We start from the raw sequence: 17039 nt of genomic DNA on the forward strand, positions 1-17039 counted from the left end.
AATAATAATTACATTATATTTTTAAGAAAGGCCCGGTGCGCCAGGCCTTTCTTAATTTTTGGCTCAGGATACTAGTGTTTGCGGTTCGCCGATCACGGTTTTTTCAAGCAGCTCGGCCACATCATATGTTTGGACTGTTTCTTCCGCTTCTTTAGCCTTTGTGCCATCTGACAGCATGGTCAGGCAGTACGGGCAGCCGGAAGAAATGACCGAAGGATTGACAGCCAGTGCCTGCTCTGTCCGGGCAACATTGACGCGGTGCCCTGTTTCCTCTTCCATCCACATGAGGCCGCCGCCTGCTCCGCAGCACGTGCCTGTCTCCCGGTTTCTTTCCATCTCCACCAGCTTCACGCCAGGAATGGATTTCAGGATTTCACGCGGCGGATCATACACTTCATTGTAGCGACCGAGATAGCAGGAATCATGGAAGGTAATGGTTTCATTCACATCGAACTGCGGCTTCAGCCTGCCCTCTTTAACCAGCTCGGCAAGCAGCTCGGTATGGTGATACACCTCTGCCTCGAGACCGAAATCCGGATACTCGTTTTTGAAAATGTTATAGGCATGAGGGTCGATCGTAACGATTTTCTTGACTTCATTTTTCTCGAATTCTTCAATGTTCTTTGTTGCAAGCTCCTGGAACAGGAATTCATTGCCGAGGCGCCTTGGCGTATCGCCGGAGTTCTTCTCCTTGTTGCCAAGAATCGCGAATTTCACGCCGGCTTCATTAAGCAGCCTTGCAAAGGACAAAGCGATTTTCTGGCTCCGGTTATCATATGAACCCATGCTGCCGACCCAGAACAGATACTCGAATTCCTCGCCGGACTTCTTCATTTCCTTCACTGTCGGAACAGACACGTCTTCTCTTGCCTCGCGCCAATCTTCCCGCTCTTTCCTGTTCAAGCCCCATGGATTGCCCTGCCGTTCAATATTCGTCATCGCACGCTGTGCATCGGCATCCATTTTCCCTTCAGTCAGAACAAGATAACGGCGAAGGTCGATAATTTTGTCTACATGCTCATTCATGACCGGACACTGGTCTTCACAATTGCGGCAAGTCGTACAAGCCCAGATTTCCTCTTCTGTGATTACCTCGCCGATCAGGCTTGGGCTGTATGAGAGGCCTGCTGCCGCTTCCTCTGCACCCTTCCCTGCTGCTGCAAGTGCAAGCTGATTGCCTTTTGTATTGGAGAAGGCGAAGGTCGGAACCCAAGGCTGCCTTGATGTTACGGCGGCCCCATGGTTTGTCAGATGGTCGCGCAGCTTCAGGATCAAATCCATCGGCGACAGCATCTTGCCAGTCCCAGTTGCAGGGCACATATTTGTACACCGGCCGCATTCCACACACGCGTAGAAGTCGATCATCTGCAGCTGGTTGAAATCTTCAATCTTGCCGACTCCGAATGATTCCTGTGACTCATCTTCAAAGTCGATTTTCTTCAGCTTTCCGGCATTCTCGGTCCGGTCAAAATACACATTCGCAGGCCCGGCAATCAAATGCGCGTGCTTGGACTGCGGTACATAAACCAGGAAAGCGAGGAGGAACAGCAGGTGAATCCACCAGGAAATATAGAAAATGACAATGCTGGCTGTCTCCCCTATCCCTGAGAAAGCTCCGGCTATCATAGAAGCAACCGGCTCTGTCCAGGTCCCTTCATGGCCATGCCAGATCATGCTCATTCCGTTCCCAAGAAGAACGGAAAGCATCAGTCCTCCGATGAAGATGAGGACAAGCCCTGCCTTAAAGTTTCGCTTCAGGCGGACAAGCTTCTCCACATAGCGGCGGTAGAAAGCCCACAGAACGGCGACTAGGATCATCAGCGTCACAATTTCCTGGAAGAAAGTGAACCCGGGATACAGCGGCCCGAGCGGCAGATGTGCCCCAGGCTTGATACCTTTGATGATAAAATCAATCGCCCCGAATTGGACAAGGATGAATCCATAGAAGAACATTACGTGGATGGCCCCGCTCTTCTTGTCCTTCAGGAGTTTTTTCTGCCCAAAGACATTCACCCATATTTTTCCCAGGCGTTCTTTGACGTTTTTATCAAACTCCGCTTTCCTGCCGAGCTTAATATATTCGATTCTGGTCTTAACCACATAGACAAACAGGCTGACTGCGTAAGCGGTTACAATCAGGAACGCAATTAAGTTGATCCATAGTAATCCATTCATAGCTGATAATCTCCTTTCGTCCTTTTCCCACCAGAAAATTTATAACCAACCAAATTTTCTGAAAAGATTCTTAGTACCATTATATAATGAATGAGCATTCAGTCAATAATTTTTTCTGCTTTTTCCCACTTTTCCCAGCCTGCTCTCCGATTTCATAGAAACCAGCTTCAAAGGGGATGCTATCAGCAAAAGATCCGAGGAGGGACATGCAACTTGAAAACTGCCATAATCATACTTGCCATAGCGATGGCGCTGCTGCTTTGGGTGTCATGCGATATGGCGCTCGGCCGGCGGAAGCAGCTGTCAAAGGTCCAGAGGAAAAGCTATCCGGTCAGGCAGAGCAGCATCGATTTGATTACGGCCGGCCCGGATTTATTCGAGAAGCTGTTCCTTGATATCAAACATGCAAAAAAGCATATCCATATTTTATTTTATATTGTAAAAAATGATAAAATCTCAGGCGAGTTCCTTTCCCTGCTGAAGAGAAAGGCCGAGGAAGGCGTCGAGGTCCGGCTGCTGCTTGATTGGGTAGGCAGCCTGCGTGTAAAAAGGAAGCTGATCACCGGCCTGAAGAAAGCCGGGGTCCGTTTTGCTTTCTGTCATGTGCCAAAGCTCCCTTACCTGTTCTATTCCTCCCAATCGAGGAACCACCGGAAAATAACCGTTATAGATGGGAGTATCGGCTATTTGGGCGGGTATAACATTGGCAAGGAATACGTCAACCTGGATTCGAAGCTGTGTCCATGGCGGGATTATCACCTCAGGATGACGGGAGAAGGGGTCAATGATCTTCAAAGCGAATTTCTGTGCGATTGGCGGGATGCATCCGGAACAGACATGCTCAGGGATGCGGCCTATTTCCCCAGGCCTCCGCAGGAAGGCCTCCGGCACCAGCTTATCCCATCAGAGGCCGGCTATCTGGAAGAAACCTTCCTCGCCATTATCAGGAATTCGAGGAGGAAGATCATCATCGGCACTCCATACTTCATTCCGAGCCCCGCTCTTTTCCAGGAGCTGCGGCGGGCATTGGACAGAGGCGTAAGGCTGAGCATTATCGTCCCTTCAAAAACAGACCATCCCCTTGTCAAGGAAGCTTCCTATCCTTATCTCAGGGTGCTGCTGAAGGAAGGGGCACGGATCTATCAATACATGAACGGCTTCTACCATGCGAAGATCCTTCTTTCGGATGACACAGTATGCGATATCGGGACGGCCAATTTTGATAAAAGAAGCTTGTATTTAAACCATGAACTCAACTGTTATATATATGACAAAGCATTTATCAAAAAAGCTGAGAAAGTCCTTGAGCAGGATATAAAGGACTCAAAACTGCTTATGCTCAAAAATATTTCGGGCTTTAATGCAATCCGGTGGCTGCGGGAAGGAGTGGCGAAATCTGTTTCGTACTTTCTCTGAGGGCTTGCGCCTCACCTCCCTTCAGTGCCGGACCCAGGCCATTTTTTAAAGGAGTAATTATGAAAATACGATTCGGCTATGTTTCCCAGGCGGTAAGCCTATGGGAGGCATCCCCTGCGAGAACACTGACATTTACGAGATACAAGCAGATGACAAAGGAAGAAGGCATGCAGAAGCTGCTGGCTGCAACTGCAGAAAATCTGCGCAGCACGAGAAGGATGCTTTATTATAACCTCGCCCACGATATTGAACTGTACCGGTTCTCAAGCTCCATCGCCCCCCTTGCCACCCATCCGGAGGTCATGTGGGATTTTGTCACCCCCTTCAGCGATGAATGGCAGGAGCTCGGCAGACTGGTACGGGACAATGGCCTGCGGGTCAGCTTCCATCCGAACCAGTTCACCCTTTTTACCTCTCCCCGCAGTGAAGTCACAGCAAATGCTGTGATTGATATGGAATACCATTACCGCATGCTCGAGGCAATGGGCCTTGAAAACCAGGCGCTGATCAATATCCATATCGGCGGGGCCTATGGCGATAAAGAGACATCCATTAAACGTTTTTATCAAAATTTGAAGACCCTTCCCGCGCATATAAAAGCAGTTATGACCCTTGAAAATGATGATAAAACTTATAACGCCGAAGAAACGCTCGCCGCCTGCCAGCGGGAGCAGATACCGCTGATCTTCGATTATCACCATCATATGGCGAACTTGAGCGAAAGGCCGCTTGAAGATATGCTCCCGGATATTTTCCGGACCTGGGATCATTTCGGCATGAAGCCGAAGATCCATGTGTCTTCGCCTAAATCGGAAAAAGCCTTCAGGTCGCATGCTGAATATGTGGACGCCGAATTCCTGAAGCCTCTGCTGGATCACCTTCATGCGATCGGCGAGGATGTGGATTTTATGATAGAAGCAAAGATGAAGGACAAAGCTTTATTGAAGCTTGTTGAGGATATCAGCCGGATCCGCGGCGTGAAGCGGATCAGCGGCGGTGCGGTTGAGTGGAAATAGTTTTTTAGGATACACGAGGTGGGGTTTTTCGGCCGGGTCATGTACCTGTGGCTGCTTTTGGGATACATGAGTCGGGCTTTTTTCGACGGGTCATGTATCTCAAACTGCCTCCGATATACATGAGTTGCACTTTTTTCGCTTGGTCATGTATCTCAGGCTGTTTCTGGTATACATGAGAGGAGATTTTTTCGCCGGGTCATGTATCTCAGACTTGTTCTGGTATACATGAGATGGGCTTTTTTCGCCGGGTCATGTACCTCAGACTGTTTCTGGTATACATGAGAGGAGATTTTTTCCCCGGATCATGTATCTCAGACTTGTTCTGGTATACATGAGTTGCGCTTTTTTCGCTGGGTCATGTATCTCAGACTGCTTTTGGGATACATGAGGTGCGCTTTTTTCGCCGGGTCATGTACCTCAGACTGCTTTTGGGATACATGAGGTGCGCTTTTTTCGCCGGGTCATGTACCTCAAACTGCCTCCGGTATACATGAGTTGCACTTTTTTCGCCGGGTCATGTACCTCAAACTGCCTCCGGTATACATGAGTTGCACTTTTTTCGCTTGGTCATGTATCTCAGACTGCTTTTGGGATACATGAGGTGCGCTTTTTTCGCCGGGTCATGTACCTCAGACTGCTTTTGGGATACATGGGTTGCTCTTTTTTCGCCAATTCATGTGCCTCAGGCTGCTTACGGGTACATATACTGCACTTTTTCCGCGTATCTCAAACTGATTCTGGGATACATGACTTCCTCTTTTACACAAAGTTATGTACACCCTGGCCACATGCTCACTCTTTTCCGGCCCGACAACGAACCTCTGCTTCTCCTCGACTACAAGATTCTGGACTCTCCCTGCATCCCCACTATCTTATTTTAAAAAGCTTTCAAACCAAGGGCCCACCTGTTCAAATGCTTTAAATCCCAAATAGATGCCGATGATCCCCACTACTCCGGCCAGTGCCGGAGGGGCGGGTATCGGAAGTTTGAACAGGGCAAAAATAAATCCGACCGCAAAGCCTGTTATAAGTGACAGCAGAACAATTTTCATTATATTCCTCCTAAGATAAGCTCAAGTTATGCCATAAATATCCTTTATTATGTGCAATAATAGCTCTATCATTCCACCGCCGCGGAAACAGAAAAAAACCCCGCTTTCAGGAAGCGGGGCCGAAGTCTTACATTTTTTCAGGTGCAGAAACACCGATTAGTTTCAGGGCGTTTTTTAATGCTGTCTGTACAGCCTTGATCAGGCCGAGACGGGCTTTTGTTTTTTCGGGATTTTCGCTATCAAGCACTTTTTCAGCATTATAGAAGCTGTGGAAGGCAGATGCGAGCTCGAAAATATAGTTGGTGATGCGGTGCGGCATACGCTTTTCTGCCGCTTCGGCAACCGCCTGCGGGAATTCGCCGAGCTTTTTCAGCAGGTCGATTTCCTTTTCAGCAGAGATGAGGGAGAAATCAGCATCAGTGCTGATTTCCAAGCCCTGTTCCTCACCCTGGCGGAGAATGCTCGAGATGCGCGCGTGTGCATACTGGGCATAATAAACGGGATTATCATTGGACTGGGACACAGCTAAATCAAGGTCGAAATCCATATGAGTGTCAGCACTTCTCATCGCGAAGAAGTAGCGGACTGCATCAAGTCCAACCTCGTCCACAAGATCGCGCATGGTGACAGCTTTTCCTGTCCGTTTACTCATCTTCATCTTTTCGCCGTTCTTGTACAGGTGGACGAGCTGGATGATCTCCACTTCAAGAGCATCCTTGCCGTAGCCAAGCGCCTGGATGGCAGCCTTCATACGCGGGATATAGCCATGGTGGTCGGCGCCCCAGACATTGATAAGCTTTTCGAAGCCGCGCTCAAGCTTGTCTTTATGGTAGGCGATATCAGGCGTCAGATACGTGTAAGATCCGTCATTCTTGATAAGCACGCGGTCTTTATCATCGCCGAATTCGGTTGAGCGGAACCAGGTTGCGCCTTCTTCTTCATATACATGTCCGTTCTCTTTTAGTGCTTTCAAAGCATTATCAATCTTGCCGTTCTGGTAAAGGGAAGTTTCTGAGTACCAGACATCAAATGGCACGCGGAAATCTTCCAAATCCTTTTTCAGCTTTTCCATTTCGTATTTAAGGCCGTATTCGCGGAATGCATCAAAGCGTTCCTGTTCATCGGCATTCACATATTTGTCTCCGAATTCATCGGCAAGCCTTTGGCCGATGCCGATGATATCTGCACCGTGATAGCCGTCAGCCGGCATTTCTTTTTCCATGCCAAGCGCCTGGAAATAGCGTGCTTCAACGGACAATGCCAGATTATTGATCTGGTTTCCGGCATCATTGATGTAATATTCGCGGGATACTTCGTAGCCGGCTTTAGCCAGGATGCTGCTTAGGGAATCACCGACTGCTGCTCCTCGGGCATGTCCCAGGTGAAGGTCTCCTGTCGGGTTGGCCGAAACGAACTCGATCTGCACCTTCTGGCCATTGCCTGTATTGGTTTCCCCATACTGATCGCCTGCGTCAAGTACTGTAGGGATGAGGTTCGTCAGGTAGCTGTTGTTCATGTAAAAATTGATGAAGCCCGGCCCTGCGATTTCAATTTTTTCAATGGATGCTTTGCTGCTGTCAAAGTTCTCGATCAGCTGCTCGGCAATCATGCGCGGAGCCTTCTTGGCAACACGTGCGAGCTGCATCGCCATATTGGTAGAATAGTCGCCATGCGCCTTCTCTTTAGGCGTTTCCAGGATTACATCCGGAATCTGCTCTTCTGCAGCAAGGCCTGCTTTAATGACCGCCTGCTTGATTTCCTCTTTCAGATTGCTTTGCACTTGTTCAACTATATTCATTTTCTTTCCTCCTCAAACGTAATTGCCAAATGATATGTACCTGCCTGTGATCCCTGCATTTTCATTTCGTATAGAAGGTCAAATGACCCTGTTCCGCTGCCGTCATCAAACGACTGTGAAAGCCCTTTTGTCAAAGTTAGCATTTCCATGGTTCCGAAGGGCATTTCATAGCTTCCCCTCATCTTTTTGTTCGTCCGGAAGGGCAGCCTCATTTTTACAGCTCCTGAACGGAGGATCAATGCTTCCCCTTCCGCCATCTTTACAATCGTTTTAACTTTCCCTGCTTCATTTTCTTCATCATATTGAAGAAAGCGGGAGCCGTTTTTTTTATAGTATCGGCCAAACGCAGTCAATTCAAAAGTTTCTTTGCTGCCTCCGGTGCGAATATCGGTTTTTACTTTTATTTTAACAGGTGTCTGTTCCGCTGGGCTATTAGACAACGGGCACACTTCCTTTTCGTTTAACTCTTTAGTATAACTTTTTAATTATAATTTTTTTGGGGTTGAAGTGCAAATGAAGTTGGGCAGTAATAGGGATTGGCTTAATTACGGGAGCTGTTGATTGAATTTTTTTCCAGATGAGTTATAAACGCTGTAAAAAGTTAAGTAAGCCCTGTTGATTGCAGTGGAAGGCACGAAGACTCCTGCGGGATTGCAGCGGCAATGCTGAGACCCCGCAGACGCGCAGCGGTGAGGAGGCTCAGCGTCGCCCCGCGGAAAGCGAAGTGCCTGGAACGGAAATCAACAGGCCTATTTATTAATGCAAACCCGCCCCAACTAATTGAATCTTATGAATGAGGTTTCAATACAAAACAAAAGAGATACAGAATCCTGTACCTCTTTTGTCAAAGGCATTAGCCTCCGCTTTTCTATTTAAATTTTATGGTTTTTGAACTTCGATTACTGTCTAGCTGCAGTGGCTAGAGCCTCGAGTCATAAGCCACCCGAGAATTAAAGGCAAAGAACGCCTTTTATTCCCGGGCGTCTTATGCTTGTCGGCTCTGGGCAAGCCACCTCCGCTTTTCTATTTCACCCAGCCCAAAATCATTTCACGGATGAGTTTGCTGGCTGTGTTGGCTGTTTGTTCTGATGGGTCGTAGATTGGTGCTACTTCCACGAGGTCGGCTCCGACGACTTTTACGTTTGAGCGGGCGATTTCGTGGATGGAGGCCAGGAGCTCCCTGGATGTGATTCCGCCTGCGTCGACTGTGCCTGTGCCTGGCGCGTGGGCCGGGTCAAGGACGTCGATGTCGATGGTTACGTATACCGGGCGGCCTGCCAGCTTAGGAAGGATTTCCTTGAGCGGCTGGTGCACATCGAACTTTGAAATGTGCATTCCGACTTTTTTTGCCCATTCAAATTCTTCCTTCATTCCTGAACGGATGCCGAAGGAGAAGATATTCTGCGGGCCGATTAAGTCTGCGGCCTTGCGGATCGGCGTTGAGTGGGATAATGGCTCCCCTTCATAATTCTCGCGCAGATCTGTATGGGCATCCATATGGATGATGGCAAGATCCGGGTATTTCTTATACATCGCCTTGAAAACCGGCAAAGAAACGAGATGCTCACCGCCCATGCCAAGCGGGAACTTGCCGGCAGCCAATAGCTTATCGACAAACTCCTCGATCAGATCAAGGCTTTTCTGCGGATTCCCGAAAGGAAGCGGAATATCGCCGGCATCGTAATATTTAACTTCTGCAAGCTCGCGGTCAAGATATGCGCTGTATTCTTCAAGTCCGATTGACACTTCCCTGATTCGGGTCGGGCCGAAGCGTGAGCCCGGACGGTAGCTGACCGTCCAGTCCATCGGCATTCCGTAAAGGACCGCCTGGCTTTCCATAAAATTCGGATGGCTTCCGATGAATACATTTCCTGAATAAGCTTCATCAAATCTAACCAAAATGACTCCCTCGCTTTATATGCTGGTGCCTGGCACCAAGCTTTATTTTACAAGATCCTGTACAAACTTAGGCAGTACAAACGCTGCTTTGTGCAGTTCTTTTGTGTAGTACTTTGTGTCGATTTCGTGGAAGCGCTCTTCGCTCACTTCAAGCGGGTTGTATTTCTTGCTTCCGATTGTAAATGCCCACAGTCCGCTTGGGTATGTCGGGATGTTGGCCACATATAAGCTTGTGATCGGGAAGATTTCTTTTACATCCTTCTGGACGGTGCGGATCAGGTCTGCCTTGAACCAAGGGTTGTCAGACTGCGCAACAAAGATGCCGTCTTCCTTCAGTGCCTTGGAGATGCCGGCATAGAAGCCTTTAGTGAACAGATTTACAGCTGGTCCGACTGGCTCAGTGGAATCAACCATGATGACGTCATATTCATTTTCGCTGTTGGCGATATGCATGAAGCCGTCGTCAACCTTCACTTCTACTCTTTCATCGTCAAGCATGCCTGCAATTTCAGGAAGATACTTCTTGCTGTACTCGATTACCTTGCCATCGATTTCAACAAGAGTTGCCTTCTTTACGCTTGGGTGCTTCAGCACTTCGCGGATAACGCCGCCGTCGCCGCCGCCCACTACAAGGACGTTTTCAGGGTTCGGGTGCGTGAATAACGGCACATGGGCCACCATTTCATGGTATACGAACTCATCCTTGATGGAGGTCATGACCATATCATCCAGCAGGAGCATATTGCCCCATTCTTCTGTCTCTACCATATCAAGCTTTTGAAAATCAGTTTGCTCTGTATGTAAAGTCTGCTTCACTTTCATTGTGATGCCAAAGTTCTCTGTCTGCTTCTCTGTAAACCAAAGTCCCATTCTGAACATCCTTCCATTTTAAAAATTTGTATAGTGCGCATAAAACGCTCTCAAAACTTTTTAAAAGTTGTGCGGTTATCTTTATGCTTCCCTAACTGTTTAATTACAAACATGAGAAAAAGTATAGATGAATCTAGCAAAATTGCAAGAAAAAAATGAAACTCGCGAATAAATTCCTTCTGTTATTTCAATACTAGGAATAAAGACCAAATTTAGGTGCCGGAGACCATTGCGGGCACTGTCCATAAAAAGGGGTGAATATGATGGAAGTCATGGCCGATCAGCGGTTCAAGAGAGCGAAGAAATATGTGCGGGCATCCGCTGTCATCAGTTTAATAGGAATGATTGCTGCCGGGCTTGCCATCGGCGCTGTCCTGATATATGCGAAGGTTCTTGGCCCTCCCCCCCTGGCCGTACCGCAGTCGACCCTGTATTACTCGGCGGACGGTGAAGTGATCGGGGAAAGCAGCAACGGCCAGAAGCGGTATTGGGTGACGCTTGATCATATTTCCCCTTATCTGATAGATGCAACCGTTTCAGTCGAGGACCAGAATTTCCATTCCCACCATGGCTTTGACTATAAACGGATTGCCGGGGCCGCCCTTGCCGATCTAAAAGCGATGGCGAAGGTCCAGGGAGCCAGCACCATCAGCCAGCAGTATGCCCGGAACCTGTTCCTCGCACACGAGAAGACATGGAAACGGAAAATGATGGAGGCCTTCTATACAATCAGGCTTGAGATGAACTATTCAAAAGATGAGATTCTGGAAGGCTATATCAATACGATTTATTATGGCTATGGCGCTTATGGAGTACAGGCGGCAAGCCAGTACTATTTTGGGAAAGATGCTGAGGAGCTCAACCTTGCCGAGGCTTCCATGCTTGCCGGGATACCAAAGGGCCCTGGCGTCTATTCCCCGCTCGCATCTTTCGAAAGGGCCAGGGACCGCCAGCGCATCATTCTGGATACGATGGCCATGCAGGGAAAAATCACCGCGGAGGAAGCTGATAAGGCCTTTGGTGCAGCGCTCAAGCTTGTCGGCGAATTTCCGCATAAAGCAATTGAAGACGCTCCATATTTTCAGGATGCGGTCAAAAATGCGCTGAAAAATCAGCTTCAGCTTGATGACCGCACAATAGAACTTGGCGGCCTGAAGGTATACACCACACTGGATACAAAAATCCAGGATGCCGCTGAAAAAGCGGTATCCGGCAATATCAGCAAAGAATCGGAGATCCAGGTCGGGCTTGTATCAGTCAACCCGAAGAACGGTCATGTCAAGGCAATGGTCGGCGGAAGGGACTATAGCGAGAGCCCGTTCAACCGGGCGGTGCAGGCAGTCCGCCAGCCTGGCTCGACGATTAAACCGCTGCTTTACTATGCCGCCCTCGAGCAGGGATTCACCCCTGCAACCATGATGAGGAGCGAGCAGACCACCTTCCGTTTTGATGACGGCAGGCAGGAATACACACCGCATAATTTCAACAATCAATATGCGGATGGTGATATCACCATGGCACAGGCACTCGCTTTGTCGGACAATGTGTATGCTGTAAAAACCCATCTCTTTTTAGGCGAAAATAAACTTGCAGAAACAGCGAAAAAGTTCGGCATCACTTCCAAAATGGCTGAGGTTCCTTCCCTGGCGCTTGGAACATCGGGCATAAGGGTCATTGAACTGGCCAATGCCTACAGCCTTTTTGCCAATGGAGGAAAGAAGGTTTCCCCCGTTTTGGTGACAAAAGTTGAAAACCATAAAGGCGAAGTGATTTATGAAGAAAAGAAAGAGCCTCTGCCAGTGCTGAACCCGGAGGATGCCTATGTTATGACGCAAATGATGACCGGCATGTTTGACCATAAGCTTGACGGCTATTCCAGCGTCACGGGCAGCACCATCATCAGCAAAATGACGAGGCCCTATGCCGGCAAGTCCGGCTCCACCGATACAGACAGCTGGATGGCCGGATTCACGCCACAGCTCGTTTCCGCCGTCTGGACCGGATATGACCAGGGCAAGCCCATCACATTGACTGCAGATAAAGCGTATGCGAAGAATATCTGGATCCAGTTTATGGAGGAAGCCCATAAAGATATGCCCGTTAAACGGTTCAAAGGTCCAAAAGGAACGGTTGGCGTCTATATCAATCCGGAGAACGGAAAAATCGCCACTGATCAGTGTCCGGTTCAGCGCCTAACCTATTTTGCAGCCGGAACAGAGCCGACCGAATATTGCACCGATCATCTGGAGCATACGGAAGAAGAGCCTGAACAGCCTGCGAAAAAGCCCAAGGAGAAGAAAACCTGGTATAAAAGGCTGTTTCAGTGGGGGGCTTAACGCACTCAATAAAAGGAAAAACCCCGGGTTTCCGCCCGGGGTTTTTCGTGTCCTAGTTCTATACAGTGCATCAACACTGTAAATAAGTTTACTTTTTTTATCGCCGCTCGGCAAGTAGGTTGGAATTTAAGTTCGAAAATCTGTCACAATTTCGTCAAATATTTCAGCTGGAAGCCAAATCCTTTTTCAGCTGGTCTTCTGCTCTTTCCCACATACCCATATCGTGATTCTTCAGGAAGTCTGCAAGGATTCCTTTAGACTTGTCATCCATATGATCAACGATGATATGGCGTTTGATGCTTTTATCAAGCCTGTTGACATGCTCAGGCAGCAGTTTATAGCCGCGGCGGATTTCCCTGTCCACCGTCATAAAGCAGGCAGTAACACCGGCATAATAAGGGCCTTCCTGCTTGCGGTCGATCGTCACCCATACGAGCCAGTAAGGCTTTCCGTTCGGAACGTCTTCCTGGTTTGTCAGGAACTTGATTCCTTTTTCTACAGTGCTTCTCGCATGCATGGCGCCGATATCAACATGGGCATCCCCTGCTTCCACATCCACAAAGACCGGTGACACATTATCAAGGCTGAGGGAACCTCCCCCAAAGCCGCCATGCCCGTCTGTCGGGTCGCTCTTAATGATGTTGAAGCCGATACTTTTTTTCTTATTTTCTTCCATTTGATTTATCCTCCTTTTAAAAAGGCCAGTTATCTTAGTCTGACTTTTAATTTAGGCTTGATTTCCGAGCCGTCAGCCGCGCAGGAACAGTCCCGAGAAGAAGTCGTGCATCCCGTTGATCAGAACCGGCAGCACCGTGCTGAAGATCGGCTGGATCGTATACTGATCGAGCGGTGTGATGACAAGAATCAGGAATATAATAGAACCATATGCCTCAAACTGCGTCAGCTTCGGCCTGATTCCCGCCGGGGCGAGATCCTCAATGATCCGGTATCCGTCAAGAGGCGGAAAAGGCAGCAGGTTAAACACAAACAGCATAAGATTCAAATAAATGAACAAATCCAGGAACTCGGGCACAAAATCAGGGAGGCCCGCTGCTGCCCCGGCCGCGGCCAGTCCGTACCAGATGCCAAGGCCCAGGCCAGCCATCAACAGATTGCTGAGCGGTCCGGCAAGCGAAACCGATATTCCCGCGAGCCTTGGATTTTTGAAGTGGAAACGGTTCACCGGCACAGGCCGTGCCCAGCCGAATCCCGCTATAAAAATCAGGATGGTCCCAAGGGGGTCCAGATGGTGGATCGGATTGAGCGTCAGCCGCCCCTGCTTCTGTGCCGTCGGGTCGCCGAATTTATAGGCAACAAACGCATGGGCAAATTCATGGACCGTAAAAGCGATCATCAAAGTCAAAGCTACATAGGGAATCTCCCTTAAAGAAAAGGCTAAGAATTGTTCCAACGGCAATACCCCTTTATGTGAATAAATAAAGTCCTCATGCAGCAGGCACATGCCTGCACACTTATCTATTTTTCAGTATACATGAAATGCCGGGCGAAGGGAAAACTCCGCTTCCGGGAAAAGCCCGGCATCAGCCCGCGCCCCGAACTGGCACTTCCCTCAAGCCTTCTGCTATAGTAAAAAGTATAAAAAGGAGGAAGCTATTATGCCATATGTGACAGTCAAAATGCTTGAAGGACGTACAGAAGACCAGAAAAAAGCTCTTGTTGAAAAAGTGACCGATGCGGTCAGCGAAACGACCGGTGCTTCCAAAGACAAAGTCGTCGTATTTATCGAAGAAATGAGTAAAAACCACTATGCCGTCGCAGGCAAACGCTTAAGCGACGAAGATTAAACTGGCTTCGTAAGGCCGCAAACTAAAGAAAAAGCTAAGCACACCCCTAGTGCTTAGCTTTTTCTTTCAGCTTTTCGATATATTGATAGGCCTCTTCAACCTCTTCTTCTGTGTACTTCTGCTTGCTTTTTAAAGTGAAGACCTTCTCCTGCACCTCTTCACGGGGAAGATTATCAAAATATAAAACCGTTGAGACAAGCTCCAGGAATCTTGCATTCTGGCTGTTCATATCCTCCAGGCAGTCCGGCAGGCAAGGCATATCAACCTGGTTGACGGAAAGAAATTCCCGGCCGTTATCCGTCAGTGTGTACCGGTATTGAAAATAGCCGCCCTTCTTCTCTTTCACTTCATTCAGGAAGCCCATATTGCAAAGCTCCTCCACCCTCAATGTCAGCTCCTCTGAATACGGCCCGTAAAAGTGGAACTGAAACCGCTCCTGAAAAGGAAAAGAAATCTTCTTTGCAATAAAAATCATCTTCTGAAGCTTTTTCCGGCCGATGACTTCCCCGGAAGCAGCCAAAGCGTGCACCAAATTGGCATGATCTTTTAACAAAACCCCTCATCTCCTACTCCAAAGTAATTACCGCGTCTATGTATGTCGATTAGATCTCCAGCATTTCACGGATTTTTTTCTTAACAGTCTTCTTGCTTCCCTCGTCTTTAATCAAATCAGCAGGATAATATAATTTGTGGTCCGTCCGCCTTTTTCCGGAGATCGCATCAACGATTTCCGATTCGCGCGACAGTTCCCGCAGATCCCCGTTTTTCATCTGCAGGTGGATCGGCAGCCTCTCCTCTTCCTCTCCCGGCCTGTAAAAGTCATATGGAAGATCTGAGGAGGAATCGACAACCAGGTAATACTCAGGATCAAGCCCTGCCTTGCTGAACAGCACAGACAGCTCGGCCAGCTTCTTGTATTCCTTCGCCGGATCAAACTCCACATATTTGAAAAGATTGCGGTCCATATACCGCTTGCACAAATCCCTAAGGATGGGATCTTCTTCTTCCTGCCACATCTGGAAATAATAGAGTATCACGGCTTCATCAAGCTTCAGATAGTCTTCCAGCGTCACTTCGCCTTCAAACAGTGTATAGAAATGGAGGGGAAGGTACTTGAACGCATAATAATTTTCATGGAGCTGCTTGGCCCGGTGCAGGATTTTCGTCAATATGACTTCCGCACTCCTTGTAACCGGGTGGAAATAGACCTGCCAGTACATCTGGTAGCGGCTCATGATATAATCCTCGACCGCATGCATGCCGCTCTGCTTGATGACAACCTGGTCCTCCCTCGGGCGCATGACCCGGAGGATCCTTTCCATATCAAAATGGCCATAGCTGACACCTGTAAAATAAGCATCGCGCTGCAGATAGTCCATCCTGTCGGCATCGATCTGGCTGGAAATCAGGCTGACGACCTGCTTATTCCGGTAAGTCTTCGCAATCACATCAGCTACATCCTTCGGAAAATCCTTCCCGGCTCTTGAAAGGACAAGATTCACTTCTGTATTGCCAAGAATGATCGCCTGTGTGTAATGCTCATGATCCAGGTCAAACACCTTCTCGAATGAGTGGGAAAATGGGCCATGCCCCAAATCGTGCAGGAGCGCCGCGCATAGGGATACAAGCCGTTCATTTCCATCCCACTGTTCACGGCCGGCAAATACATCATCGATGATCCGCCTGACAATCTCGTAGACTCCGAGTGAGTGATTGAAGCGGCTGTGCTCTGCCCCGTGGAAGGTCAGATAAGTCGTCCCCAGCTGCTTGATCCGCCTCAGGCGCTGAAATTCCCTCGTCCCGATCAAATCCCAGATCATTCTGTCACGAACATGAATATAGCGATGGACAGGGTCCTTGAATACTTTTTCTTCGCTTAATTTTTCCGTTGAATATGGCATCTTTTCCCCTCTTCCTGTGCACCAGCCTGGCCTATTCCCGTTTTTTTCCTTTGTATCTATTATAGCCAGTTTCCACCGCTAAATCATTACAAAATCTGCTGTAATTCCCTTTTCTTCGACAAAATCCAGACACAGCAAGGCTTTCGGAAAAATAAAATTTTCCCTGTGTTCAGATGATGTTCTTTTTCCACAAACAGGCAGCAGGCTAAACGTACCGGGAAGAAAAGAAATTGCCCCATCTGCCGGAGCCGCACAGCATTTGGCGAATAAAAAATCACCTTAAGACAGGTGTCAAAGGCGATTTATTTTTTCAGCTTTTTTTCGATTTTCTCTCTTAGCTCTTCTTCTGACAATGCTGCCAGCGGACGGTTGTTGACAAATGCAAAAGTCTTCTTCCTGCCCGGCCCGCAATAGGATTGGCAGCCTACGTCCACTTTTGCCTCAGGGTCGATATCCTTCAGCATGGGGATCAGTGTTTTCAGATTAACTGCCTGGCAGTCGTCGCAAACACGGAATTCGTTTGCCATTTCGTACATCCCTTTCTCGGTCTATCATTTTTAAATTATCTATAGAAAATTTTAGTTGCTATCTCAATTAATCTGCCCGGAGGCACTAAAGGGTATTTTACATTTTCTGAACTTGTATTGCAAGCTGCAATCTTTAGCACCGCTGGCAGGCTGCAGGCATTTTTTCCAGCACATTCTCCCTTCTCCCCAGTCCCTGAATATATCAGAAAAAAAAACTACTATCCTTTTATTCCCTCTGTATAAA

14 protein-coding genes and 1 pseudogene are annotated in these 17039 nt (G+C 48.3%); 4 read left to right on the plus strand and 11 right to left on the minus strand.

The features are described 5' to 3' along the window. Nucleotides 1-63: 63 nt before the first annotated feature. Nucleotides 64-2175 (minus strand): (Fe-S)-binding protein, encoded by a 2112-nt coding sequence (locus ACQCVH_RS07210; RefSeq protein ID WP_426835069.1) that lies wholly within the window; start codon nt 2173-2175, stop codon nt 64-66. Between the two features lie 213 nt (nt 2176-2388). Here ACQCVH_RS07210 and cls point away from each other — a divergent pair, with 213 nt between their 5' ends. Together cls and uvsE are read left to right on the plus strand one after the other, a co-directional pair. After that, nucleotides 2389-3591, plus strand: a complete 1203-nt coding sequence (cls, locus tag ACQCVH_RS07215) for a cardiolipin synthase (RefSeq protein ID WP_426835070.1) — start codon at nt 2389-2391, stop codon at nt 3589-3591. A gap of 59 nt (nt 3592-3650) precedes the next feature. After that, a complete protein-coding gene (uvsE, locus tag ACQCVH_RS07220) occupies nt 3651-4607 on the plus strand; it encodes a UV DNA damage repair endonuclease UvsE (protein WP_426835071.1) in 957 nt (318 codons plus the stop codon). 872 nt (nt 4608-5479) lie between these two features. On the opposite strand, the gene ACQCVH_RS07225 is transcribed toward uvsE, so the two are convergent. From ACQCVH_RS07225 to speE, 5 genes are all read right to left on the minus strand, one after another. Beyond that, on the minus strand, nt 5480-5659 hold the full coding sequence (locus tag ACQCVH_RS07225; protein WP_129613044.1) for a XapX domain-containing protein: 180 nt from the start codon (nt 5657-5659) through the stop codon (nt 5480-5482). Nucleotides 5660-5786: 127 nt separating this feature from the next. After that, the gene (gene argS, locus ACQCVH_RS07230; protein WP_426835072.1) at nt 5787-7457 is read right to left on the minus strand and encodes an arginine--tRNA ligase; all 1671 of its coding nucleotides are present in this window, start codon (nt 7455-7457) and stop codon (nt 5787-5789) included. Further along, nucleotides 7454-7906, minus strand: coding sequence for a YwiB family protein (locus ACQCVH_RS07235; RefSeq protein WP_426835073.1), 453 nt, complete (start codon nt 7904-7906; stop codon nt 7454-7456). Before ACQCVH_RS07235 ends, argS begins: the two co-directional genes overlap by 4 nt. A gap of 574 nt (nt 7907-8480) precedes the next feature. After that, nucleotides 8481-9356 (minus strand): agmatinase, encoded by an 876-nt coding sequence (gene speB / locus ACQCVH_RS07240; protein WP_426835074.1) that lies wholly within the window; start codon nt 9354-9356, stop codon nt 8481-8483. Between the two features lie 42 nt (nt 9357-9398). Continuing rightward, nucleotides 9399-10226 (minus strand): spermidine synthase, encoded by an 828-nt coding sequence (gene speE, locus ACQCVH_RS07245; protein WP_426835075.1) that lies wholly within the window; start codon nt 10224-10226, stop codon nt 9399-9401. A gap of 263 nt (nt 10227-10489) precedes the next feature. Here speE and ACQCVH_RS07250 point away from each other — a divergent pair, with 263 nt between their 5' ends. Further along, nucleotides 10490-12562: a transglycosylase domain-containing protein gene (locus ACQCVH_RS07250; RefSeq protein WP_426835416.1), complete on the plus strand. Its 2073-nt coding sequence runs from the start codon at nt 10490-10492 to the stop codon at nt 12560-12562. A 163-nt stretch (nt 12563-12725) separates the two neighbouring features. Here the strand turns inward: ACQCVH_RS07250 and ACQCVH_RS07255 are convergent, their stop codons facing one another. Together ACQCVH_RS07255 and ACQCVH_RS07260 are read right to left on the minus strand one after the other, a co-directional pair. Beyond that, nucleotides 12726-13238, minus strand: a complete 513-nt coding sequence (locus ACQCVH_RS07255) for a YwhD family protein (RefSeq protein WP_426835076.1) — start codon at nt 13236-13238, stop codon at nt 12726-12728. A gap of 72 nt (nt 13239-13310) precedes the next feature. Continuing rightward, the gene (locus ACQCVH_RS07260; protein WP_224902006.1) at nt 13311-13973 is read right to left on the minus strand and encodes a site-2 protease family protein; all 663 of its coding nucleotides are present in this window, start codon (nt 13971-13973) and stop codon (nt 13311-13313) included. A gap of 166 nt (nt 13974-14139) precedes the next feature. Between ACQCVH_RS07260 and ACQCVH_RS07265 the strand changes: the two are divergent. Next, nucleotides 14140-14367: pseudogene (locus ACQCVH_RS07265) on the plus strand (2-hydroxymuconate tautomerase); the annotation flags it as partial. A gap of 46 nt (nt 14368-14413) precedes the next feature. Here ACQCVH_RS07265 and ACQCVH_RS07270 read toward each other — a convergent pair. The 3 genes from ACQCVH_RS07270 to ACQCVH_RS07280 all read right to left on the minus strand — a co-directional run bounded on the left by ACQCVH_RS07270 (nt 14414) and on the right by ACQCVH_RS07280 (nt 16795). Then, entirely contained in the window at nt 14414-14920 is a 507-nt protein-coding gene (locus ACQCVH_RS07270; protein WP_009791656.1) for a YwgA family protein, read from the minus strand. A gap of 49 nt (nt 14921-14969) precedes the next feature. Further along, nucleotides 14970-16268: an HD domain-containing protein gene (locus ACQCVH_RS07275; RefSeq protein ID WP_426835077.1), complete on the minus strand. Its 1299-nt coding sequence runs from the start codon at nt 16266-16268 to the stop codon at nt 14970-14972. 302 nt (nt 16269-16570) lie between these two features. Continuing rightward, nucleotides 16571-16795, minus strand: coding sequence for a YuzB family protein (locus ACQCVH_RS07280; protein ID WP_022544517.1), 225 nt, complete (start codon nt 16793-16795; stop codon nt 16571-16573). Between the last annotated feature and the right edge of the window lie 244 nt (nt 16796-17039).

It is taken from the genome of Bacillus infantis (assembly GCF_050107595.1).
GTDB classification, from domain to species: domain Bacteria; phylum Bacillota; class Bacilli; order Bacillales; family Cytobacillaceae; genus Bacillus_AB; species Bacillus_AB infantis_C.